This window comes from Streptococcus sp. FDAARGOS_192, assembly GCF_002073815.2.
GTDB classification, from domain to species: Bacteria; Bacillota; Bacilli; order Lactobacillales; family Streptococcaceae; genus Streptococcus; species Streptococcus salivarius_H.
The window spans coordinates 1,390,655-1,414,188 of sequence record NZ_CP020431.2 but is presented as its reverse complement, the minus strand read 5'-3'; the positions used below and the strand labels follow the sequence as shown (position 1 = coordinate 1,414,188).

Genomic DNA, 23,534 nt, shown 5'->3' with positions numbered 1-23,534 from the left:
AAGGGTATAAAATGACAGTTATAGGTATTATTGCTGAGTTCAATCCTTTTCATAACGGCCACAAGTATCTCCTAGATCATGCCGAAGGCGTAAAAATCGTTGCCATGTCTGGGAACTTTGTTCAGCGAGGTGAACCAGCTATTGTGGATAAGTGGACTAGAGCTCAGATGGCTTTGGAAAATGGGGCAGACCTCGTGGTGGAGTTGCCTTTCTTGACATCAGTCCAGTCTGCCGATTATTTTGCGGCTGGAGCCGTCGAAATCTTGTCCCGACTGGGAATTGATAGCCTTACTTTTGGTACGGAAGAAGTCCTAGACTACCAGGCGATAGCAGATGTCTATGCTGAAAAGTCAGAGGAAATGGAAGACTTTGTGGAAAGTTTGGCTAGTGATTTGTCTTATCCACAGAAGACTCAAAAAATGTGGGAAAAGTTTGCTGGTGTGGACTTTACTGGCAACACACCCAACCATATCCTAGGCTTAGCCTATGCCAAAGCTTGTGCTGGTAAGGGTATTAAGTTGACTCCTATTCAGAGACAAGGAGCTGGCTATCATTCCTCAGACAAGAAAGTATCTTTCGCCTCAGCGACCAGTCTACGTCTCCACAAGCAAGATAGTGATTTTGTGGATAAGTTCATGCCCAATAGCAAACTTTTTCAGACTTCTCCACAGGTCTCTTGGGATAATTATTTCCAATTGTTGGTTTATCAGATTCTTACAAACCCTGATTTGACTAGCGTTTTCCAGGTGAATGAAGAGATTGCCAGTCGTTTAAAAGCTGCTATTCGTGAGGTTTCTTCTGTGGAGGAACTAGTGGATAAGGTGGCGACTAAACGCTATACAAAAGCACGGGTACGTCGTATTTTGACCTATATCCTGGTTGGAGCTGTGGAAAATCCTTTACCTGAATCTATTCATGTGCTTGGATTTTCTCAAAAAGGGCAGGCTCATCTCAAATCTGTGAAAAAGTCTGTGGATATAGTGGCTCGGATTGGAAGGGAGCCTTGGGATATGCTTACACAACAAGCGGATAATGTTTATCAATTAGGTAATCTCGAGCTTTCCGAACAAAACTTCGGACGCATACCGCATAGAGTAAAATAGTTTTATAGAAGGTCTACCCTTGGTAGGCTTTTTTACTTTTCGGAAAATATTCTCAACAAGGTCAAAAAAGATCAAACAAAACCATTGACCTTTACTGACTAATAGTGTATGATAGTCACATAAGGATTTATCTTCCTTATAAATCTTGTAGTGCTAGCCTAAATACTTGTCATAAAGTTATTTTGGTTTGGCTACAAAAAAATGATAACAAAGGTCAAAAAAAGTCAAAAAAACTATTGACTATTACTGACCAATGTTGTACAATATAAACATAAGGAAATGAAATCCTTATGAAGGCTGTGTAAATAGCCCATATACCAATAAAAAAGGATTGCAGCTAGTCTGCAAAAATTTTCATCTGAAAGGTCAGTAAAAGTCAAAACTAAATTCTTGACCTGATCAAATGAAAGGTATATGATAAAACTATAAGGAAAAAGGATTCCTTAATGTACAAGTTTCTTTCGTCGAAACTCTTCATAGTTTTGAAAGAGGCTTGGGAGTTAGCTATATTGAGAGATTCACAGAAAGAAGGTGGCTCTTATGCTAAATGACAATTTATTTAAGACTGTGAAAGTTCTCAGTCTCCTACCAAGAGCAAAACCTGAAATTATTAGAAGAGTAGTTAAAGCTACTAAAAATTTTTAGGATTTTGGTCAGTAAAAGTCAAAAAAACACATTAACATAAAAATAACACTTAAAAAATTTCACAAGAAAACACAAAACGAGGTAATTATATGAACAACAACTTTAACAATATGGATGATCTTTTCAATCAATTGATGGGTAACATGGGTGGTTACCGTTCAGAAAACCGTCGCTACATGATTAACGGTCGTGAAGTGACACCTGAAGAATTTGCTATCTACCGTCAAACAGGTCAATTGCCTGGTAATGAAGGTGAAGCAGTGAACCCAACTCAACATCAAGGTAAAGGACCTAAACAAGATGGTATTATTGCTAAACTTGGTCGTAACTTGACTGAAGAAGCTCGTGAAGGTAAATTGGATCCTGTTATCGGACGTAACAAAGAAATCCAAGAAGCTTGCGAAATCTTGGCTCGTCGTACCAAGAATAACCCAGTCCTTGTCGGGGATGCTGGGGTTGGTAAAACAGCCGTAGTTGAAGGTTTGGCTCAAGCCATCGTCAATGGTGATGTCCCAGCTGCTATCAAGAATAAAGAAATCATTTCAATTGATATTTCTGGACTTGAAGCTGGTACTCAATACCGTGGTAGCTTTGAAGAAAACATTCAAAACTTGGTAAACGAAGTCAAAGAAGCTGGAAACATTATCCTCTTCTTCGATGAAATCCACCAAATTCTTGGTGCCGGAAGCACTGGTGATGGTCAAGGGTCTAAAGGTCTTGCTGATATCTTGAAACCAGCTCTTTCACGTGGTGAATTGACAGTGATTGGTGCAACAACTCAAGATGAATATCGTAACACTATCTTGAAGAACGCTGCCCTAGCTCGTCGTTTCAACGAAGTTAAGGTCAATGCTCCTTCTGCTGAAGATACTTTCAAGATTCTCCAAGGTATCCGTGATCTTTATGAAAAACACCACAATGTTATCTTGCCAGATGATGTTTTGAAGGCAGCGGTAGATTTCTCTGTACAATACATTCCACAACGTAGCTTGCCAGATAAGGCTATCGACCTTGTCGATGTAACAGCTGCTCACTTGGCTGCTCAACACCCAGTGACTGATGTGAATGCTGTTGAACATGAAATTGAAGAAGAAAAAGCTAAACAAGAAGCTGCAGCTGCCAAAGAAGACTACGAAGCAGCTCTAAACGCTAAGGTTCGTATTGAAGAACTTGAAAAGAAAATTGCTAACCATACAGCAGACCTTAAAGTCACTGCAACTGTTAACGATGTGGCTGAATCTGTAGAACGTATGACTGGTATCCCAGTATCGCAAATGGGAGCAACTGATATCGAACGTTTGAAAGATATGGGCCACCGTTTGCAAACTAAAGTTATCGGTCAAGATAAAGCCGTTGAAGCAGTGGCACGTGCTATCCGTCGTAACCGTGCAGGATTTGACGAAGGTAACCGTCCAATTGGTAGCTTCCTCTTTGTAGGACCTACTGGTGTTGGTAAAACTGAGTTGGCTAAACAATTGGCTCTTGATATGTTCGGAACAAAAGATGCTATCATCCGTTTGGACATGTCAGAATACAGCGACCGCACAGCCGTTTCTAAATTGATTGGTACAACAGCTGGTTATGTTGGTTATGATGACAATAGCAATACTTTGACAGAACGTGTTCGCCGTAACCCATACTCAATCGTCCTTCTCGACGAAATTGAAAAGGCTGACCCTCAAGTCATCACCCTTCTCCTCCAAGTTTTGGATGATGGTCGTTTGACAGATGGTCAAGGTAACACTGTAAACTTCAAGAATACTGTGATTATCGCAACTTCAAACGCTGGCTTTGGTTACGAAGCTAACTTGACAGAAGATGCTGATAAACCAGAACTTATGGATCGTTTGAAACCTTACTTCCGTCCAGAATTCCTTAACCGTTTCAATGCTGTCATCGAATTCTCACACTTGAGCAAAGAAGATCTTTCTAAGATTGTAGACCTTATGTTGGTTGAAGTTAACAAGACGCTTTCTAAGAAAGACATTGACTTGGCAGTTAGCGAAGCTGCTAAAGAATACATGACTGAAGAAGGCTACGACGAAGTCATGGGTGTTCGTCCACTCCGCCGTGTGGTTGAACAACAAATCCGTGACAAAGTCACAGACTTCCACTTGGATAACCTTGATGCTAAACACCTAGAAGCTGATATGGAAGATGGTGTCTTGGTTATCAAAGAAAAAGATGCTAAATAAAAAGCATAAAGCCTCCTAATCCTATTTATGAAGCAGAGATGTTAAACGTCTCTGCTTTTCTTTTTATAAATTTTTTAGACTTTCCTTGGGTGCTAGGGACGGAAGTGACTTCCTAGCGGATTCCATTCCTAAGATTTGAGCCTGGGTCTCAAATCTTCCGAGTGAGGGAAACATTATTGCTTCTCTCACTTTTAGCACAGCGGAAAGTCTTGTATTGTGTATAGCTGTGACTTGCATATTTATTCTTAAATATAAGATGAGATAAAATTGTTTAAATTATGATAATATGATAAATAGTTAAAAATATATTCTATTTTCAAGAAAGCGTTGACAACGCATTCATATCGCTATATAATTTTTGTGTAAAATTAAATTTTAGTTAGTGATTTCTTGGGTTTAATATTACAATCTTTTGTTATTTGATAAGGAGAAATAATGTTAAAAGTAGTTTTGTGGATTTTGGCTATTCTACTTCTTGTAGGAATAGCAATGTTGAACCCCCTAATTGCAGCTGGTATTGTAATTTTAGCACTGTTAGTTCAGTTATTTTTTAAAAAGTAGGAGTATAGGAGAATGTAAATGAAATTAGTAAAAAGATTTTTTAAAACAAAGATTTTACTTTGGAAAGTAGTAGGTATTGGACTTATTGCTTTACTGGGTTTAGTTTTAGGATTATATATTAGTTTTTCTAAAGCCAATAGTGAATCGAACCAAACTACAAATACATACTCAACAATCAAAAAAATTGAAAAAGTTCAAGAAGTGGTTTTGTTAAATGTTGGTATACAGAAAGTTAAGACAATTAAAGATAATACAAAGTTATTTGGTACTAAATTTGTGATTCCTGGTTCTGAAAAGAGAGCGATTATTATTCTCAACTATACTGCAAAATTCGGTATCAAAAAAGGTGTTTCTATTAGTAAAGAAGGTGAACACCATTATCTCGTGACTTTGTCTAAGTTTGAATCCATTGGTGTAGGACTAGATAAAGATAATCCATATCAATTATATGACACTAGTGGGGGTATATTGAGTGCCTCAACCCCTAATATTGATACTGGTAAGGCAGTAGCAGAAGGATTTTCTAATAAGGAACAGGAATCTTATTTAAACGAGCACAGAAGTATAATAGAGGAGTCAGCAGAAAAATATTATACTTCGCTGATCAAATCAATCGATTCTGAAGCAACAGTAACAGTTCAAAGTAAAAAATAAATTTTAGGAGAAAAGATTATGAAAAAGTTAATCACATTTGTTCTTTTGATGTTCGTTGGTATCGGATTAGTGGGATGCCAAAATGATAGTAAAAAGTCAGAGGGAAATCCAAAGGTAAAACAATCAAAGGTTCATACTGCTAAATCAGATCCTTTCCAAAAACTTATTGATAGCTCTAAATCTACAGATGAAATTTATGTTACTGATGATATTACTGTAGGCAAAAAAGGTGATGTTGAGCCGGGAATCTATGATATTGAAGTTACGGGTGGTTCAGGGAATATTTTAGGAACAAGAAAGTCTGAAGATGGTCTTTTTATAAACTTTGTTGCAGGTGCAGTTGGGAATATTACAAATGATGCTTCAAAGATTAGACTTATTTTATTTGATGGAGATACTCTTCAATTACAAAATATTTCTAAAGTAAAATTTAATGCGGTACCTAAGGAAGTTGAGCCAAGTAATGAACTTGGTCAGGGAGAATTTATTGTAGGTAGAGATATTAAGGAAGGAACCTACAAATTAAGTACTAACGTTAATCTTAATCCAGAATTTAGTAATCTTGGTTGGAGTCTCACTATTGAAGATTTAGATTCAAATACTTCAAAAAGCCAAGAATATAATCCAGGCAATACAGATGTTGTTGTTAAATTAAAGAAAAATCAAGTTTTAAGTATTAATTATAGTGGATATGACGAGTCAACAAAGGCTGACGATGCTAAATTGATTTTTACAGAGTACAAGTAGTTGTCTATTTTTCATCAGTAAAAAAGGTAAGTAGCACAAACTACTTACCTTTATTCGGCTCTATAATTTCTGTAGTGGGTAAAACCACTGTAGAGATTATAGAGCTTTTTGAGTGTACACAAAAAGTCCCATAAGAACTATAATGAAAAGTGACCAAACCATCATTAGGAAGAACTTATGAGACTTATTAAGAATACCACAGAATTAATCGGAATTAAAGACCAAAATATCAAGATTTCACTTGTTTTTGAATCTGACACTCATATCGAGATTCAAGCAAAACTTGATTATCCTGCACCATCATGTCCTCACTGCCAAGGAAAGATGATCAAATATGACTTTCAAAAAACCTCTAAAATCCCTCTTCTCGAGCAAGCTGGAACTCCAACTCTACTACGTCTGAAAAAACGTCGTTTCCAGTGTAAAAATTGTAGGAGAGTCACGGTAGCTGAGACATCTATCGTTGAGAAAAACTGCCAAATCTCCAATCTAGTCCGACAAAAGGTTACACAACTCCTAACTGAGAAGGTGTCACTAACTGATATTGCCAGAAGGCTTCGTGTGTCAACGTCCACTGTCTATCGTAAGCTTGATCAGTTTACTTTCAAGGAACATTATGACAAACTCCCAGCTATTATGTCCTGGGATGAGTTTGGGTTCAAGAAAGGTGAATTGGCTTTTGTGGCACAGAACTATGAGACAAACGAACTCATAACCATCCTTGATAATCGTCGCCAAACCTTTATACGAAACTATTTTTTGAAGTATCCATTGAAAGTACGACAACAGGTGCAGTTTATCACAATGGATATGTCTGGAGCCTACATCCCACTAGCCCGCAGACTCTTTCCAAACGCCAAAATCGTTCTTGATCGTTTCCACATTATCCAGCACCTTGGACGTGCCTTTTTAAAGACAAGAATTGCGATTATGAACCAGTTTGATAAGAAGTCACTACCCTATCGAGCCTTGAAAAATCACTGGCGACTCTTCCAAAAGGACAGCCGTAAGTTATCTCTCAACTCTTTCTATTCAAAGACTTTCCGCCAAACTTTAGCACCACATGAAGTTGTTGAGAAGACATTGATTTTCTCAGAAGAACTCACCAACTACTATACTCTTTACCAGCTTTTACTTTTTCACTTTCAGGAGAAAAGAGTAGATGAGTTTTTTGAGCTCATTCAAGAAAACTTAAATGTCGTCAATCATGATTTTCAAACTGTCTTTAGGACTTTTCTTAGACACAAGCAATACATCAAAAACGCCCTAGAAACGGACTATTCAAACGCAAAACTCGAAGCGACTAATAAGTTGATCAAAGACATCAAACGTCTAGGATTTGATTTCAGAAACTTCATCAACTTTAAGAAGCGTGTCTTCATCACTCTGAACATACATAAAAAGAGGACCTATCCGGTCCTCTCTAGATGTTAGCTTTTCGTCACCCACTACAGTTGACAAACATACTAAGATTAGTAGTGAAGAAATCTCCGACGGGAGAGAGTACTCACTACTTTTTCTTTATGTTAAAGTAGTGGTGTCTTGTAAAGTCGTAGGGCTCTATGGCGCTAGACGTCGCTTGACAAACTGGCAAGACACCTTGTTTTAGGTGGAGTTTGATCAAAGTATGTAGGACGCTAAACGTCGCGTATTGAAAATAAAATCACTAAAACATGGAATTATTCAAGACAAAAGAGGTAATGTCATGCGTGCAGTATTTGGAATTGATGTCAGTAAAACAAGTTCTGAGGTGGCCATTTTAGTCAACGGTGAGAAGGTTCATGGCTACACCATACTCAATGATGCCATTGGATTCAATCGCCTGTTGGGCGACTTGAAAACTGTTCATAACCCTGAGATTATATTTGAGGCTACAGGTGTCTATTCTCGACGTCTTCAAGCCTTTCTTGAGGAATATAGTTACGCTTACACACGGCTAAATCCACTGGAAGCTAAGAAGCAATTGGACAGTCTGCGAGTTCGTAAAACAGATAAAATTGACGCTGAAAAGTTGGCTAAATCTCAGCTTGTGCACAATCGTAAACCAACTTACGTGCAGGAAGAAGTTTATCAACACCTGCGTGATTTAAGCCGTTTCTATCAAAATATGACAGAAGATCTTGTTCGAACTAAAAACCGTCTGCACAAGGTTCTACAAGTCACCTTTCCTGAATTGGAAAATCTATTATCCACACCTACTGGAGAGCAATATTGGAACTTAGTGATGGCTTTTCCATGCAAAGAGTTTGTATTAAGCCTATCTCAAAGTAACTTGTGTGAGATTATCCGTCAGTCTACATCAAAACGCATCTCTGAAAAACGTGTAACTTACTTAGTAGATAAGCTTATAAAACTAGCTAATCAGTCTTATTGTGCGGTCAAGAAAACCTCTCCAATGCTTGAAGAGGTTCGTTACTATGCTCAAGAATTGCTTCGTCTTTCTGAACGCAGACAAGTTGTCTTAAGCGACATGGTAGCTCTAGCTCAGCCTTTACCAGAGTATGACATCTTACGGTCAATTCCTGGCATCGCAGAAACCACAGCGACATCTATCATTGGCGAGTTGGGAAATATTCGTCGCTTTCAGTCTACCAATCAAATCAACGCTTTTATTGGCATTGACCTGAAACACTACGAATCTGGGAACTTTCTCGCCAAGGAACACATCACTAAACGAGGTAATCCCTATGCCAGAAAAATCTTGTTCAAGTGCATTCACAACATCGCTTCAGCTAGTCATACCAATCCCTGCCATATCGCTGACTTTTATGAGAAACGAAAAAGACAATCGACAATAGCTTCAACTAAGCCACATACGATTGCCTCTATACATCGTCTCATTCGAACAATGTATTACCTCATTACGCATAACAAACTTTACGATTACTCTTTGACCCAAAATCGATAAGGCTGTCTATGCCGTATTATTGTAACACCTTGTTTCAAAAAATACCAGATGAGGTGTTTTTTTAGCATGCCCATTTATGGATAAAAAAGGGTTAAAAATAAGACAGTAACCTCAGAATAGCTACTGTCTTATCTCTTTTTTTACTTAAAGCCTTGATAGACTTGACAAATGGTAGAAAAGAGCCCTTTATTCTTTATCATCACCCTGATATTTTTTCAAGCGTTCTTGGATGATGTTGAGTCGGGGTTCGAGGTCTTTTTTGAAGACGCGTGTTTTATAGTTGAGGTCTTGTTTGATGTCAGCGAGAACAAGGTTTTGTTCCTTGATGATGTCAAGGTTGCGTTTGATATTGTCCAGATCGTGAGAGATATTTTCTCGTGATTGGTTGAGGTCTAGGATTTCCTCTTTGATGTCTTCACGTCGTTTATAGGCGTAGTAGGCACCGTAGGCAAGAGTTCCAAGAGCTAGAAAGCGTCCGATTTTCATTCTGTTACCTCTTTAGCGATGCTGTCAGCAAGGTCGGCCAGGGCAGCGAAGTCTGGTTCGTGTTCGTCAAATCCCATGTGGATACCATCGTCTGCACCGTAACGAGGAACGAGATGAATATGAGCGTGGAAGACGGTTTGTCCAGCAACTTCTTCGTTGTTATTAAGGATATTCATGCCGATAGCTTTTGTTGCTTTTTGCACGGCACGAGCAATTTTTGGAACACGGCTAAAGACAGTCTCAGCAGTCTCAGCAGACATTTCTAAGATGTTACGAACGTGCTCTTTAGGAATAACCAAGGTATGTCCTTTTGTAGCTTGTGAAATATCGAGGAAGGCTAGAACCTTGTCGTCCTCGTAGACTTTTGATGAAGGGATTTCTCCAGATATAATTTTACAGAAAATACAATTATCCATAATAACGACCTTTCCATGAGTTTTTGTTATAATAGATTATATCATACCAAAGAGAGAAAAGATAATGCTTAAATTAGAAAAGGTGACGGGTGGTTACGCTAATATTCCCGTCCTAAAAGATGTGACTTTTGAGGTGGCTGATGGTGAATTGGTTGGTCTCATTGGTCTTAATGGTGCTGGGAAATCAACAACAATTAACGAGATTATTGGTCTCTTAACACCTTATGGGGGACAGATTGCCATTGATGGGTTAACTATTCAACAAGATCCAGCTAGCTATCGTCAGAAGATTGGCTATATTCCTGAAACGCCAAGTCTCTATGAAGAGTTGACGCTTCGTGAACATTTGGAAACGGTGTTGATGGCCTATGGTCTTGATGTGACTGAGGGGATGGCACGTGCGGACAAGTACCTCAAAATCTTTCGATTAGATGAAAAATTGGACTGGTTCCCGACTCAGTTTTCAAAGGGAATGAAGCAGAAGGTTATGATTATCTGTGCCTTTATTGTTAACCCCAGTCTTTTCATTGTTGATGAACCCTTCTTGGGTTTGGATCCCTTGGCAATCTCCGACCTAATTGAGCTTTTAGCTGAGGAAAAAGCTAAGGGTAAGGCGATTCTCATGTCTACCCACGTTTTGGATTCAGCTGAGAAGATGTGTGATCGCTTTGTGATCTTGCATCACGGTCAAGTCTTAGCACAGGGGACTCTCGAGGAGCTCCGTCAGACTTTTGGCGACGATAGTGCTAGTCTTAACGATATCTACATGCAGTTAACTAAGGGAGAATTGTCATGATAGCTAAGCTATTTAAGGAGCGTAGCAAGCGATTTAATGCCCGCTGTGCTAAGTATAGTCGCTACGTTTTTAATGATCATTTTATCTTGGTTCTTCTCTTTCTGCTAGGCTTTGTCTTGGTTCAGTATAGCCAGTTGCTGAAGCATTTTCCAAAAAATCCGTGGGCAATCATTCTTGGCTTGCTTGTGCTTTGTCTGTTATTACCTTTCTGGGGGAATATTGCGACTTATCTAGAACCTGCGGACAAGCACTACCTTTTGGTTAAGGAAGAAGAGGTGCTAGACCATGTTAAGAAGGCAACAGGGCGTGCTTTTAGATTTTGGGTAATAGTACAAACCCTGATTTTTATTTTGGTTATTCCGCTCTTTTTAGCCTTGGGACTTCCAGTTTGGGGAGTTATCCTTGTAGCTGTGGCTATGGCTATTCTTAAGTACTTCATTTTTCAGAAAAAGGCTCAACCTTTTTATAAGCAGTCTGGACTGAATTGGACTGAGGCTATTGCAGCGGAAAATAAGCGTCAACAATCGATTCTGAAGTTCTTTTCACTCTTTACCAATGTTAAAGGGATTACGTCGAGTGTTAAACGCCGTGCTTATTTGGATGGTATTCTCAAACGTACAAAGAAAGACAAGGAACATACTTGGTACAATCTTTACCTAAGAGCCTTCTTGCGTTCTGGGGATTACTTTGCCCTTAGTTTACGCCTGTTTGCCCTAACACTTCTAGTTATCTTTTTGGTTCCTGAAAAATGGTTGGCTATGGTGCTTGTGGTTGTTTTTGATTACCTCTTGCTCTTTCAGCTCACGGCACTTAAATCGCACTTTGCTTATCAGAGAATGGCTAACCTTATGCCAGTTGGAAAAGACATGCAGGTAAGCAATCTTAAGCGCTTGATTAGCCAGATTGTACTTGGGATGACTCTGGTACAGGCTATTTGTCTCTTCGACCTTAAGTTTAGCCTGATTTTGGTTGGAATGATGCTAGTTCTGAGCCTTGTTTACCTACCAGCCAAGCTTAAGAAGATGATTGACTAACACCTATTAAATAAGTTAAAATAGAAACGAATGACTAAAGAAAAAGGAGATGCCTAGGTGACATCAACAGATAAAGATTTGAGCCTGACTCCTCTCAAAGGAAATAGTGGTAAGGCCTATATGGGAACTTACCCAAACGGAGATCGCGTCTTTGTGAAGATGAATACAACACCAATCTTGGCAGCTCTTGCCAAGGAACAGATTGCACCACAGCTCTTGTGGGCTAAGCGTCTGGGAAATGGTGACATGATGAGTGCACAGGAGTGGCTTGATGGTCGTATTTTGACCAAACATGACATGAACAGTAAACAGATTATCCAAATTCTTGGTAATTTGCACCGCTCTAAACACTTGGTTAATCAACTCTTGCAGTTGGATTATCATATTGAAAATCCTTTCGATCTTCTACACGAGTGGGAGGAAAATGCCGCTTACCAATTGCGTGAAAATGGCTTCCTTCAAGACGTTGTTAGAGATTTGAAACGTCATCTTCCAGAGTTTCGTGCGGAAATTGCAACAATTGTTCACGGAGATGCTCGTCATAGTAACTTTGTCATCACAACCTCAGGATTGATTTATTTGGTTGATTGGGATTCTGTACGTCTAACAGATCGTATGTATGATGTGGCGCAGATCCTCAGCCATTACATTCCATTGGCACATTGGCCACAGTGGTTGTCATACTATGGCTATAAGAACAACGACCTTGTGATGGACAAGATTTATTGGTATGGGCAGTTTTCATATTTGACACAGATTTCAAAATTCTTTGATAGTCGTGATATGGAACATGCCAACCGAGAAATTTATGAACTTCGTAAATTCAGAGAGACCTTGCACAGATATTAGAAAGTAGACATGCGAGTTAGAAAACGTAAAGGTGCAGAGGAACACCTAGCTAACCATCCTCAGTACGTTATCCTTGAGCCGGAGGCTGCTAAAGGTAAGTGGCATGAGCTTTTTGGTAATGACAATCCTATCCATATCGAGGTAGGATCTGGTAAAGGGGCCTTCATTACTGGTATGGCCCAACAAAACCCTGACATCAACTACATTGGTATTGATATTCAGCTGTCTGTATTGAGCTATGCCTTGGATAAGGTTTTGGCTTCGGGTGCTGAAAATGTCAAACTCTTGCGCGTGGATGGTTCAGCCTTGACCAATTATTTTGAAGATGGCGAAGTGGATATGATGTATCTGAATTTCTCAGATCCATGGCCTAAGAGTCGCCACGAGAAACGTCGTTTGACATACAAGACTTTCCTAGATACTTATAAGCAAATTTTGCCTGAAAATGGAGAGATTCACTTTAAGACAGACAATCGTGGACTTTTTGAATACAGTTTGGCGAGCTTTTCACAGTATGGAATGGTTCTCAACAAAGTTTGGTTGGACCTTCATGCCAGTGATTATGAAGGCAACGTCATGACTGAATACGAGCGTAAGTTCTCAGAAAAAGGTCAGGTCATCTATCGAGTAGAGGCCCAGTTTAAAGATTAACTCTTGAAAACTTGATTAAAAATAACGATTAGCCATTAATAGGCTAATCGTTTGATGTGGAGAGGTCGCATAGAGGCCGAGTGCGCACGCTTGGAAAGCGTGTAGTCCTTAACGGGGCTCGGGGGTTCGAATCCCCTCCTCTCCTTTGAGAAATAGACAAAAAATCCCTTCTATGACAGAAGGGAACTTTTTGTTGTCCTTAATTGAAAAATCTTTCTAATCCCAAGGGCTCTGGATACCTGCTACCCAACCAGTACAGAGGGCGCTAGTGATGTTAAAACCGCCGGTATGGGCATTGATGTCAAGGACCTCTCCTGCAAAGTGTAGGTGAGGGACTTTTTTACTTTCTAGGGTCTTGGGATTAATTTCCTTAAGGTCAACGCCACCTTTAGTCACAAAGGATTTGGCAAGTGACATTTTACCTGTGATTGGGATTTCCATGTCCTTAAGCTGACTGATAATGTTTTCCAAGTCCTTGGGGCGTAGTTGTTTAACCTTGCTGTCAGCCTTATCTTCTGCTAGGAATTCAGCAACACGCTCAGGCACAAGCGCTTTGAGGGTGTTTTTGACAGATTTTTCGCGATTCTCCTCAAAGTAAGTCTTGAGATTTTCTTGGCTTTGGTTGGGAAGAAAGTCCAGATGGGCAATCTCACCACCCTTAACAAAGCTAGAAAGACGTAGGGCGGCTGGTCCAGATAGGCCAAAATGGGTGAAGAGAAGGTCGTGAGTAATCTTGTGTTTGCCATAGGACAGAGTGACATCGTCAAGAGAAATTCCCTGTAAAGCCTTGTGAGGAAAGTCGGTTAGGAGTGGACTTTCCGCAGCTTCAAGTTCAGTGACATGGAGCTTAAAATGGCGGGCAATATCATGTCCAAAACCAGTTGAACCAGTCGATGGGTAGGATTTTCCTCCAGTTGTGACGATGAGTTTATCACTGGTAAAAGTCTGGTCTGAAGACTTAACTTGGAATTGCTTATCAACTTTTTTGACGGAGACAACTTCTGTATTGGTAAGGATACTAGCGCCCAGTTCTTGAATTTTATTTTCCAGAGCTTGGATGATGGTCCGTGATTTATCTGTCTTAGGGAAGACACGTCCGTGATCCTCAACCTTGAGTTTGACACCATTGTCCTCGAAAAAAGCAATGATATCGTGGTTATCAAATTGTGAAAAGACGCTATAGAGGAAACGTCCATTACCAGGAATGCCTGCTAGAAGGTCGTCTAAAGTCCCGTTGTTAGTAACATTACAACGTCCACCACCAGTACCAGACAGCTTCTTTCCGAGACGTTTGTTTTTTTCAATTAGGAGGGTTTGTTGGCCATAGAAGGCTGAGGCAATGGTTGCCATCATGCCAGCAGGCCCTCCACCAATAACGATAGTATCAAAATGTTTCATGCCTTTATTTTAGCATAATTTAAAAAGGGAGAATAGTTGGTAAATGGTCAGTTTTTTTAGACAATTTATGTTAGAATAGGAGTAGAAGTTTAAATTAGAATAGTTATTAACTATGGAGGAAAATATCGTGTCTGAAAATAACATGAAACACCGTTCATCTGTCTACGATAGCATGGTTAAATCACCTAACCGTGCCATGCTTCGTGCGACTGGGATGACGGATGATAGTTTTGAAAAGCCTATTGTTGGGGTTATCTCAACTTGGGCTGAGAACACACCATGTAATATCCACTTGCACGGTTTTGGTCAAATTGCCAAAGAGGGTGTTAAAGACGCGGGTGCTTGGCCGGTTCAATTTGGTACGATTACCGTTGCCGATGGTATTGCCATGGGGACACCAGGGATGCGTTTCTCATTGACATCTCGTGATATCATTGCTGACTCAATCGAAGCAGCTATGGGTGGTCACAACGTCGATGCCTTTGTTGCAATCGGTGGTTGTGATAAGAACATGCCTGGTTCTATGATTGCCATTGCTAACATGGATATTCCAGCGATTTTTGCCTATGGTGGTACCATTGCACCAGGTAATCTTAACGGTAAGGATATCGACTTGGTTTCTGTTTTCGAAGGTATCGGTAAATGGAACCACGGTGATATGACCGCTGAAGAGGTTAAAGAACTTGAATGTAATGCCTGCCCTGGCCCTGGTGGTTGTGGTGGTATGTATACTGCCAACACAATGGCGACAGCCATCGAAGTAATGGGGATGAGTCTTCCAGGATCATCATCTCACCCTGCAGAATCAGCTGAGAAAAAAGCAGATATCGAAGAAGCAGGTCGTGCAGTTGTTAAGATGCTTGAACTAGGTCTTAAACCATCAGATATCTTGACACGTGAAGCCTTTGAAGATGCCATCACTGTCACAATGGCACTTGGTGGTTCAACCAATGCGACACTTCACTTGCTCGCTATTGCTCACGCTGCTAATGTTGATTTGACACTTGAAGATTTCAACGATTTCCAAGAGCGTGTACCTCACTTGGCTGACTTGAAACCTTCAGGTCAATATGTCTTCCAAGACCTTTACAACGTCGGTGGTGTGCCAGCCGTTATGAAATACCTTCTTAAGAATGGTTTCCTTCACGGTGATCGTATCACATGTACTGGTAAGACTGTTGCAGAAAACTTGGAGGCCTTCGATGATTTGACACCAGGTCAAAAAGTCATCATGCCGCTTGAAAATCCTAAACGTGCTGATGGTCCATTGATTATCTTGAAAGGTAACTTGGCTCCAGAAGGTGCGGTTGCCAAAGTATCAGGGGTTAAAGTTCGTAACATTACTGGTCCTGCTAAAGTATTTGACTCAGAAGAAGATGCCATCGAAGCCGTTCTTTCTGATGAAATCGTTGATGGCGACGTAGTTGTTGTACGTTTTGTAGGTCCTAAGGGTGGTCCTGGTATGCCAGAAATGTTGTCATTGTCATCAATGATTGTTGGTAAGGGGCAAGGGGACAAGGTTGCCCTCTTGACAGACGGACGTTTCTCAGGCGGTACTTACGGACTCGTTGTTGGTCACATTGCTCCTGAAGCTCAGGTTGGTGGACCTATTGCCTACCTCCGTACAGGTGATATGGTTACAGTTGACCAAGATACCAAAGAAATTACTATGCACGTTTCAGACGAAGAGTTGGCGAAACGTAAAGCTAAAACTGAGTTGCCACCACTTTATAGCCGTGGTGTCCTCGGTAAGTATGCTCACATCGTTTCTTCAGCATCTCGTGGTGCAGTTACCGACTTTTGGAACATGGATAAATCAGGTAAAGCCTAATTTACTAATATAAAAGAAATCACACCGGACATATGTGCGATGTGATTTTTTGATGTTAAGTCCTGAGACGGTTGATGGCAGCATTATGACAAGTGATCGTCTATCTGCTGTTAGCTCAATATAAAAAACCGGTTGGAAATGTCCAATCGGTTTTCCTTTTATTTTCCGCCTCGAGGTGAGATACCAAGGGCAATACGTCCATAACGACTAATACGTGTCATCTTCCAGACTGGTGAATAAGTGGTTTCCACCTTGACAGAGTTAATGCCGTCAATGGATTTTAGCTTTTCAGCGATTTCATAAGGCATAGTCTCTTCACAGCCACACCCAGTATCAGTAAAGGTCATAAGGAAGTAGCAGTGGCCATTTTCATCGACGGTGATTTCATAAATCAAACCAAGGTTGTAAATATCTAGCTCAATCTCAGGGTCGAATACAGTGGTCATTTGTTCAACGATTGGCTCTAAGAAGGGCTGGGCCAAATCATTGACCTTAATATCATCACGGAAGTTTTTCATAGGACTCATTCTTTCTATTTTGCTTTTGTTTATTATGGCACAATTTAGGGCTTTTTTCAATCTCGGATGGCAATATGAGACTATAGTGAGCGAGTGGATTGACAATAAAAAAACTCCAACAGTCAAACCGTTGAAGATAATGTGATTTATGCTTCAATATTAAGCAGTTTTGCAACCAAAGTTGCTCGAATGCCACCCATAATTGGAGCAAGAATGAAAATCCCAAACCTTGTGGAATTGTTCCCACCATTCCTAGATACAACAGATCTGATACCGACCAAAGCCAATTTGGAAGTACCGATTGTTTAAGTCAAAGACTTTCCTTCTATATACATTTATACCCACACATAGTTTACCAAAAGCTTAGCTTCCTATCAAGTAAATTGTTTGAAGAGTGAAAGGAAAAAGTGACTTAAAAAGAGCCCTTCAGGTATCCAGAATAACTAGTCAAATTGACAGAAAGGAGTGATTGTGATATTCTCATAGTAAGACATTTCAAGAGAAAATGAGGCTATTATGAGTATTGAAAAGACAGTCAGCGAGATTGCTGAAATCCTTGGCGTTAGTCGTCAAGCGGTCAATAATCGTGTCAAACAACTTCCAGAAGAAGATCTAGAAAAAAATGCTAAAGGGGTTACTGTCGTTAAACGCAGTGGCTTGATTAAGTTGGAGGAAATCTACAAGAAAACCATCTTTGACGATGAGCCAATCGATGAAGAAACAAAGCAACGTGAGTTGTTAGAGATTCTTGTAGACGAGAAAAACTCTGAGATTGCCCGTCTTTATGCTCAGTTGAAGGCTAAGGATGAGCAGTTGTCTAACATGGATGATCAATTGCGTGTCAAAGACGTTCAAATCGCTGAAAAGGATAAGCAAATCGATCAACAGCAGCAATTGACCTTGACTGCGATGAAGGACAAGGAAGAGCTTAAACTGGAACTCGATGAGGCTAAGGTTGAGGTTGATGAAGCCAAGGCCCAAGTGGAAGAAATCCAGACCAAACAAGAAGAAGCTTCAAAAAAAAGTTTCTTTGGACGTCTATTTGGAAAATAAAAAAGAAGCTGGGACTCAGTCTCAGCTTTAACTATTATAGGAGATAAAATGGAAAATTTAGAAACTTATATTGCCTTTGATTTGGAGTTTAACACGGTGGATGGGGTTAGTCATATTATCCAAGTATCGGCCATTAAGATGGATCAGCATGAGGAAGTGGATCAGTTTGACTCTTTTGTCTATTCGGACGTTCCTTTACAGTCCTTTATCAATGGTTTGACGGGGATTACAGCGGACAAGATTGCCAAGGCACCAAAGCTAGAGTCCGTTCTGACGGATTTTAAATCATTTGTTGGTGACACTCCACTTATCGGTTACAATGCCCTTAAGTCGGACTTGCCTATTTTGTCGGAAAATGGTTTGGACTTGGAAGAGCAATATGCTTTAGATGTTTTTGATGAGGCCTTTGACCGTCGTGCTTCTGATTTGAACGGTATTGTTAACCTTAAGTTGACTAGTGTGGCAGATTTCTTTGGAATTAAGGGACATGGTCACAACAGCTTGGATGATGCTCGGATGACCGCCCAAATTTACGAGAAGTTTCTCGAATTAGATGAGAATGCCAAACTTTTGGAGCAACAGGAGGAAGTCAGTAACAATCCTTTTGCTGCCTTAGGTTTGGGTGGCCTTTTCGACTAAAGCTTTACAAGAGCTGTAAAGGTTGTAAAGAGTGATAGCTAACTTTTTCTGTAAGAAAAGAAAATCCTCTAGGGTTAGGGCTTGCATATTACCTTGCGTTATAAGGTAGAATCTAGGTATCAAAGGTGGTGAAAGACCTTCTTTGATAGAAAATCTTAAAAGGAGGTGACTGAGATGTCGCAGTTTTCAACAGGAGAGTTGGCTAAAGCAGCAGAAGTGTCTGTTAGGACTGTCCAGTACTATGATCAACGAGGGATCTTGACGCCATCTGAAGTCACAGAGGGTGGTCGGAGAATCTATCACGAATCAGACTTGGAACGACTGCAAGTCATTTGTTTCTTAAGAGATTTGGATTTCTCAATCAAACAAATCCAAAAACTCTTGCAAGAAGAGAATAGGGAGCAGGTTTTAGAGCTGTTGTTGACAGACCAAATTGAAAGCTTGGAAAAGTCTTCGAAGGAAATAGAGGTCAAACTAAAACGTGCCCGTCACTTGCAAAAAGCAACTGCTAAGTGGCGTCAACTTTCGTTGGAAGATTTGTCAGACATTTCACGTCTTATGGAAAATCAAAAATCATGGCGTCATTTGCAGTTGAGAATGTATGGGAGTGGCATTCTAATCTTTCTGCTTTATCTGATGAGCCTACTGGTTGTCATTTATTATTTTAAGGATCCCAGAGGTATCTTTATTGTCTGTCCTGCTTATATTTTAGTAATGAATTTAGTGGTGTTTCACTATAGAAAGCAGTTCGACTACCTCTGTCCTAATTGTCATAGGACCTTTGATCCTAGTTCTAAAGAGTTTGCTCTTGCAGGTCATACACCTAGGACTCGTAAGCTGACTTGTCCTCATTGTCATGTGAAGTCCTACTGTCTAGAGTTGGCTAAGACTAAAACAAAATAGGTTATCGAACATAAAAAACGCTTGAGAATTACTTCTCAGGCGTTTTTAGCTTATTCAACTGAGCTTAGGGCTTCAAGCATGTTAAGTTTGGCAAGACGTTTGTTGACGACGAAGCCAAGAATAATAAGGATTATGCCGATAAGAACAGCTGGTAAAAGGTAGGTAGCCAATCCGAGAGATGGATCAAACATGATACGATCTGGCGGAATGATGCTTACCATATAATGGTGAAGTGCCTGTCCAAGACCGAACCCTACGAAGATACCGATGATTGAAAGGTAAATGGTTTCACGATAGATGTAGAGGGATACTTCGTTATTGTAGAAACCAAGAACCTTAACGGTTGAAAGTTCGTGGATACGTTCTGAAACGTTGATGTTAGTGAGGTTATGGAGAACAACCACAGCAAGGAGAATGGAAACCGTAATCAAGATACCAATAACCTGTGTCAATGAATTGACCATAGTGCTGATTTGCAGTTTAAGGCTGTTGTTTTGAACAACACCATAAACATTTGGTAAGTTGATGAATTTGGCTGCCATATTTTCAACATTTTGCTTTGTTGGTTCAGCGAGAGTAACAAGGTTGGCATTATTCACTGAAGGTGTCCCAAAAGCTTTTTGGTAGTAGCTAGCATTCATAAAGAGGAAATGCCCCATGTACATTTCAGTGATACCAGCTATCTTAATCTTGACAGATTCATCCTGACTGTTTTGCACAGTAATGGTATCTCCAACCTTTAGGTTTAGGAGTTTTGCCATTTTTTCAGAGATAATAGCTCCGTCATTAGATAGCTTGAGAGTCTTATTACGGTCTCGGTCATGCAAGCTAACGTAACTATCAACGAGTTTATCGTCACGGTCGTTAAAGACAAGGGTTGAGATTTCTTGAGTGTCCTTGTTGCTACCGGCAATTTTTTGCAAGGTTTCAAAATGGACATTCAAGTATTCTTTAACGTCTTTGCTATCGAGGAGTTTAGTGAGTTCCTCATCCAAAGCACTTGACGTATTTGGTTGCTTGGCAACAATCATATCATAGTGAATGATGTCTTCAAACTGTTGCTGGTTAAGGTTAGATACAGAAGATCGAATTCCTAAACCTGCGAAGAGCAGTGCGATAGAACCTGCGACACCAAAGAGGGTCATAAACATCCGTTGCTTATAGCGGAAAATATTACGCATGGTAACTTTTTCCGTAAAGCTGAGACGTTTCCAAAGAGGTGTGATGCGCTCTAGGACAATCTTAGCTCCTGCACGAGGTGGTTTTGGAAGGAGGAGTTGGGAAGGTTTTTCCCAGAGCTCTTTCTTGGCAACCGCAAAGGCAGGTAGCACAGCAGATAAGAGACCTAAAAGGAAGGCCACAAGAGTAAGTCCTAGGTAGAAGTGCAATTCGAAAGCAGGAAGCTGCAAATCGCTCTTATAAGTATTGTGGATTAGAATCGGAAGTAGTGTATGACCGGTAATAACACCTGCAGTTGTACCAGTAATACTCGTTATCAAACCATAAATGACGAATTTATGGATAATTCGCGAATTACTATAGCCTAGGGCGTTGAAAATACCAGCCTTACCACGTTCCTCTTCAACAAAGCGTCCCATGGTTACAAAGGTAACCAAAGCTGCCATAAAGTAGAGAGCGACAGGGAAGATGTTACTCACATCGTGAATGATGTTAATATTACTTTCATAAGCAACATATCCCTCAGAACCCGGAATCTCTCGACGAGAGTAGAATTGATAGCTAGGCGCTGGTAAATTATCAACCATTGCTTGACTTTCTTCGAGTTCTTTTTGCTTGGCTTCAATTTTGGTAGTAGCTTCTTTAACGCTAGCGGCTTCGGATGGGTTGCTTGTAGCCATTTGCTGGGTCTGTGCGAGTGCTGTTTCAAGTTCTTGTTTAGCTTGAGTAATTTGAGCTTTAGACTGTGACTTGATTTCAGCGAGGCGTTTCTCAGGTTCGTCTTTAAAGAGTTCCTTGAGTTCAGCCTTTCGTTCAGAAATCTTATTTGCGTACTCCTCACTAAAAGGACTAACGTTTTCCAAATCCTTGTAGCGGATGCGGGCAATCATGTAATCATTAGAGGTGAAGTCCGTCTCTGGAACAATGGCATAGCCATCCAGTTTCCCCGTACCAGCGCTGGCGTTACCAAGGCGGTTCCTAGAGAGAAGTTCAGAGGAATTAACAAAACCAGTAATGGTATATGTTTGTTCCTTTAACTGTTTTTGCCCTGAGCTATCTACTGGCTCAGAAAAGTTAATCTTATCTCCGACGCTATATTCTTCTTTATAAGTTGAGGAAAGAGCGATTTCCCCGTCCTTAGTAGGAAGTTTCCCCTCAATAAGGTCGTAAGTAGAGATTTTCTTAGGTTTAGAGAAAATACGAAATGCCGTATTCGTCCCCTTGATGACAGCATCTTTGAAATAACCATACTCGATGTCTACATTCTTTTTCTTAATCGAATTGAGAAGGTCCTGATCGGTTTGGTTGATACTGTAAGTGCTGATTAAGCTCAAGTCAGCTGTTTGATGCGTCTTGAAGAAGTGTTCCCCAGTTTTTTTCATATTAGGAGAAGTTACTTTAAGACCAATCAAGGCAAAGGATCCCAGTGCCATAAGTAAGGCAATAGAGAGCATACGCCCTTTAGAAGCTACAAAGGTTCGCCAAACATCTTTCCAATAAGTTGTTTTTTTCATGACGGTGCTCCTTTCTAGTATTCCAAGTCCTCGATTTTTTGTGGATTAGGATTAAGTTCCACACTCTTAATCTTGGCATCGTGCATTCGAATGACACGATCGGCAATTGGAGCTAGAGAAGCATTATGGGTCACGATAATAACAGTTGTTCCCTGTTTGCGAGCCATTTCTTGAAGGAGGGTCAGGATTTGTTTCCCTGTTTGATAATCCAGAGCCCCTGTTGGCTCATCACAAAGAAGAATCTTTGGATTTTTGGCAACGGCGCGTGCAATAGCGACACGTTGTTGCTCCCCACCAGATAGTTGTGATGGGAAATTGTCTAAGCGGCCTCCCAAACCGACTTCGACGAGTGTTTGAGTAGCATCTTTAGCGTTTGGAACGATTTCAGATGCTAGTTCGACGTTTTCCCTGGCCGTAAGGTTTGAAACTAAGTTGTAAAATTGGAACACAAAGCCAACGTCCTCACGACGATATGTTGTCAGTTCTTTAGCTGTGTATTCAGAGATATCCTTACCATCAATAATGACGCGGCCTTCGTCATTGGTGTCCATACCACCCAAGATGTTAAGAACGGTTGATTTCCCTGCACCAGAGGCACCGAGAATGACGACAAGCTCCCCTTTTTCAATATCAAAGCTTACGTCGTTGTTTGCGATAATTTCCAGATCACCGGTTTTATAGCGTTTATAGCTATGCTTCATTTGAATATAAGCCATGAATTTCCCTTTCATACGAAAATAATGATGCTGATAATTACCTATCTTTCCGTACTCTATTGTAACGGATTTTCCTTGGAATATCTAGGTTTTGAAGCAAAAAAAGGTTTAAAAGACGATAAGATTTTCTTACATGTGACAGAAATTTGAGCGAAGCGTTTACACATGAGAAAAAACTATTCTAGATGAGCTTTGAGTGAGGTGAAAATTTGGTGAAATAGTTATAAAGTTAGGTTATTTTTAGTCTTTTACTGAGTAGATTTACTGTTTTTCCAAATTTCCATCATTGTCGGAGAGTTTAGGTCGGTAAATGTTTCATTATAGGGTAGTCATAGGGGATCTGCTTTTTGCGTCAGAGTTGATGATGGATAAAGATTTTTTCATAGTTTCAAGCATGGATCTATCCAGAATACCACCATTTTTTTTGAATTTGGAGGCTACATTTTCTATATGGGTTAATTTATTCATGGGGAAATAGCGGCCTTTTTGTAATCATTTTTTGTGTGTTAGTTATTTTTAAGAAGTTGTAAATACCTTAAAAATAGCTATCTAAATGAGAGGTGTTTATCTTTAGAATGAGTTGTTTATTGGGATGTGTTTTATAAAGTTGTTTATAAATCCTTTTGTTCTAGCTTTCTTTGAACTAATTGAGGAGTTTTAGTTTCTAATCTTATTTTAGGATATTGAAAACTCCACTTCCTGACACAAGAATTCTATTTTATAGTTACATTGAAAGTG

20 protein-coding genes, 1 tRNA gene and 1 pseudogene are annotated in these 23,534 nt (G+C 40.0%); 16 read left to right on the top strand and 6 right to left on the bottom strand.

The features are described 5' to 3' along the window. Positions 1–11 precede the first annotated feature (11 nt). The 7 genes and pseudogenes from A6J31_RS07260 to A6J31_RS07230 all read left to right on the top strand — a co-directional run bounded on the left by A6J31_RS07260 (position 12) and on the right by A6J31_RS07230 (position 8,813). On the top strand, positions 12–1,103 hold the full coding sequence (locus A6J31_RS07260) for a nucleotidyltransferase (RefSeq protein WP_080610812.1): 1,092 nt from the start codon (positions 12–14) through the stop codon (positions 1,101–1,103). Positions 1,104–1,837: 734 nt separating this feature from the next. Next, on the top strand, positions 1,838–3,943 hold the full coding sequence (locus A6J31_RS07255) for an AAA family ATPase (protein ID WP_080610811.1): 2,106 nt from the start codon (positions 1,838–1,840) through the stop codon (positions 3,941–3,943). A 435-nt stretch (positions 3,944–4,378) separates the two neighbouring features. Beyond that, on the top strand, positions 4,379–4,504 hold the full coding sequence (locus tag A6J31_RS11780) for a hypothetical protein (protein WP_263969678.1): 126 nt from the start codon (positions 4,379–4,381) through the stop codon (positions 4,502–4,504). Between the two features lie 18 nt (positions 4,505–4,522). Next, positions 4,523–5,158 carry a DUF4230 domain-containing protein gene (locus A6J31_RS07250; RefSeq protein WP_080610810.1) on the top strand — a complete coding sequence of 212 codons (636 nt, stop codon included), beginning with the start codon at positions 4,523–4,525 and terminating at the stop codon, positions 5,156–5,158. 18 nt (positions 5,159–5,176) lie between these two features. Next, positions 5,177–5,905 carry a hypothetical protein gene (locus tag A6J31_RS07245; RefSeq protein ID WP_080610809.1) on the top strand — a complete coding sequence of 243 codons (729 nt, stop codon included), beginning with the start codon at positions 5,177–5,179 and terminating at the stop codon, positions 5,903–5,905. 177 nt (positions 5,906–6,082) lie between these two features. Then, positions 6,083–7,332: pseudogene (locus tag A6J31_RS07240) on the top strand (ISL3 family transposase). Between the two features lie 278 nt (positions 7,333–7,610). After that, the gene (locus A6J31_RS07230) at positions 7,611–8,813 is read left to right on the top strand and encodes an IS110 family transposase (RefSeq protein ID WP_080610199.1); all 1,203 of its coding nucleotides are present in this window, start codon (positions 7,611–7,613) and stop codon (positions 8,811–8,813) included. Positions 8,814–8,999: 186 nt separating this feature from the next. Here the strand turns inward: A6J31_RS07230 and A6J31_RS07225 are convergent, their stop codons facing one another. Then, positions 9,000–9,299, bottom strand: coding sequence for a hypothetical protein (locus tag A6J31_RS07225; RefSeq protein ID WP_080610807.1), 300 nt, complete (start codon positions 9,297–9,299; stop codon positions 9,000–9,002). Continuing rightward, positions 9,296–9,715, bottom strand: coding sequence for an HIT family protein (locus A6J31_RS07220; RefSeq protein ID WP_004183267.1), 420 nt, complete (start codon positions 9,713–9,715; stop codon positions 9,296–9,298). Before A6J31_RS07220 ends, A6J31_RS07225 begins: the two co-directional genes overlap by 4 nt. Positions 9,716–9,779: 64 nt before the next feature. Between A6J31_RS07220 and A6J31_RS07215 the strand changes: the two genes are divergently transcribed. The 5 genes from A6J31_RS07215 (at position 9,780) to A6J31_RS07195 (ending at position 13,190) form a co-directional block, all read left to right on the top strand. Next, positions 9,780–10,511: an ABC transporter ATP-binding protein gene (locus tag A6J31_RS07215; protein WP_080610806.1), complete on the top strand. Its 732-nt coding sequence runs from the start codon at positions 9,780–9,782 to the stop codon at positions 10,509–10,511. After that, positions 10,511–11,545 (top strand): ABC transporter permease, encoded by a 1,035-nt coding sequence (locus A6J31_RS07210; RefSeq protein WP_413081395.1) that lies wholly within the window; start codon positions 10,511–10,513, stop codon positions 11,543–11,545. Before A6J31_RS07215 ends, A6J31_RS07210 begins: the two co-directional genes overlap by 1 nt. A 57-nt stretch (positions 11,546–11,602) precedes the next feature. After that, a complete protein-coding gene (gene ccrZ / locus A6J31_RS07205; protein ID WP_002884270.1) occupies positions 11,603–12,394 on the top strand; it encodes a cell cycle regulator CcrZ in 792 nt (263 codons plus the stop codon). A 9-nt stretch (positions 12,395–12,403) separates the two neighbouring features. Continuing rightward, positions 12,404–13,045, top strand: a complete 642-nt coding sequence (gene trmB / locus A6J31_RS07200) for a tRNA (guanosine(46)-N7)-methyltransferase TrmB (protein ID WP_003096317.1) — start codon at positions 12,404–12,406, stop codon at positions 13,043–13,045. A gap of 58 nt (positions 13,046–13,103) precedes the next feature. Next, a tRNA-Ser gene (locus A6J31_RS07195) sits at positions 13,104–13,190 on the top strand. A gap of 71 nt (positions 13,191–13,261) precedes the next feature. On the opposite strand, the gene A6J31_RS07190 is transcribed toward A6J31_RS07195, so the two are convergent. After that, the gene (locus A6J31_RS07190) at positions 13,262–14,443 is read right to left on the bottom strand and encodes an NAD(P)/FAD-dependent oxidoreductase (RefSeq protein ID WP_014634936.1); all 1,182 of its coding nucleotides are present in this window, start codon (positions 14,441–14,443) and stop codon (positions 13,262–13,264) included. A 112-nt stretch (positions 14,444–14,555) separates the two neighbouring features. Here A6J31_RS07190 and ilvD point away from each other — a divergent pair, with 112 nt between their 5' ends. Then, positions 14,556–16,274 carry a dihydroxy-acid dehydratase gene (gene ilvD / locus A6J31_RS07185; protein WP_021143714.1) on the top strand — a complete coding sequence of 573 codons (1,719 nt, stop codon included), beginning with the start codon at positions 14,556–14,558 and terminating at the stop codon, positions 16,272–16,274. Between the two features lie 158 nt (positions 16,275–16,432). Here the strand turns inward: ilvD and A6J31_RS07180 are convergent, their stop codons facing one another. Continuing rightward, complete coding sequence (locus A6J31_RS07180) at positions 16,433–16,792, bottom strand: metal-sulfur cluster assembly factor (RefSeq protein WP_037598415.1); 360 nt, start codon at positions 16,790–16,792, stop codon at positions 16,433–16,435. A 516-nt stretch (positions 16,793–17,308) separates the two neighbouring features. Between A6J31_RS07180 and A6J31_RS07175 the strand changes: the two genes are divergently transcribed. The 3 genes from A6J31_RS07175 to A6J31_RS07165 all read left to right on the top strand — a co-directional run bounded on the left by A6J31_RS07175 (position 17,309) and on the right by A6J31_RS07165 (position 19,387). Beyond that, a complete protein-coding gene (locus tag A6J31_RS07175; protein ID WP_014634931.1) occupies positions 17,309–17,845 on the top strand; it encodes a DUF536 domain-containing protein in 537 nt (178 codons plus the stop codon). A 48-nt stretch (positions 17,846–17,893) separates the two neighbouring features. Continuing rightward, positions 17,894–18,484, top strand: coding sequence for a 3'-5' exonuclease (locus A6J31_RS07170; protein WP_014634930.1), 591 nt, complete (start codon positions 17,894–17,896; stop codon positions 18,482–18,484). Between the two features lie 174 nt (positions 18,485–18,658). Further along, positions 18,659–19,387, top strand: a complete 729-nt coding sequence (locus A6J31_RS07165; RefSeq protein ID WP_080610804.1) for a MerR family transcriptional regulator — start codon at positions 18,659–18,661, stop codon at positions 19,385–19,387. Positions 19,388–19,437: 50 nt separating this feature from the next. On the opposite strand, the gene A6J31_RS07160 is transcribed toward A6J31_RS07165, so the two are convergent. Then, positions 19,438–22,080: an FtsX-like permease family protein gene (locus A6J31_RS07160; RefSeq protein ID WP_080610803.1), complete on the bottom strand. Its 2,643-nt coding sequence runs from the start codon at positions 22,078–22,080 to the stop codon at positions 19,438–19,440. A gap of 14 nt (positions 22,081–22,094) precedes the next feature. Continuing rightward, positions 22,095–22,796: an ABC transporter ATP-binding protein gene (locus tag A6J31_RS07155; protein ID WP_080610802.1), complete on the bottom strand. Its 702-nt coding sequence runs from the start codon at positions 22,794–22,796 to the stop codon at positions 22,095–22,097. Positions 22,797–23,534: the final 738 nt, after the last annotated feature.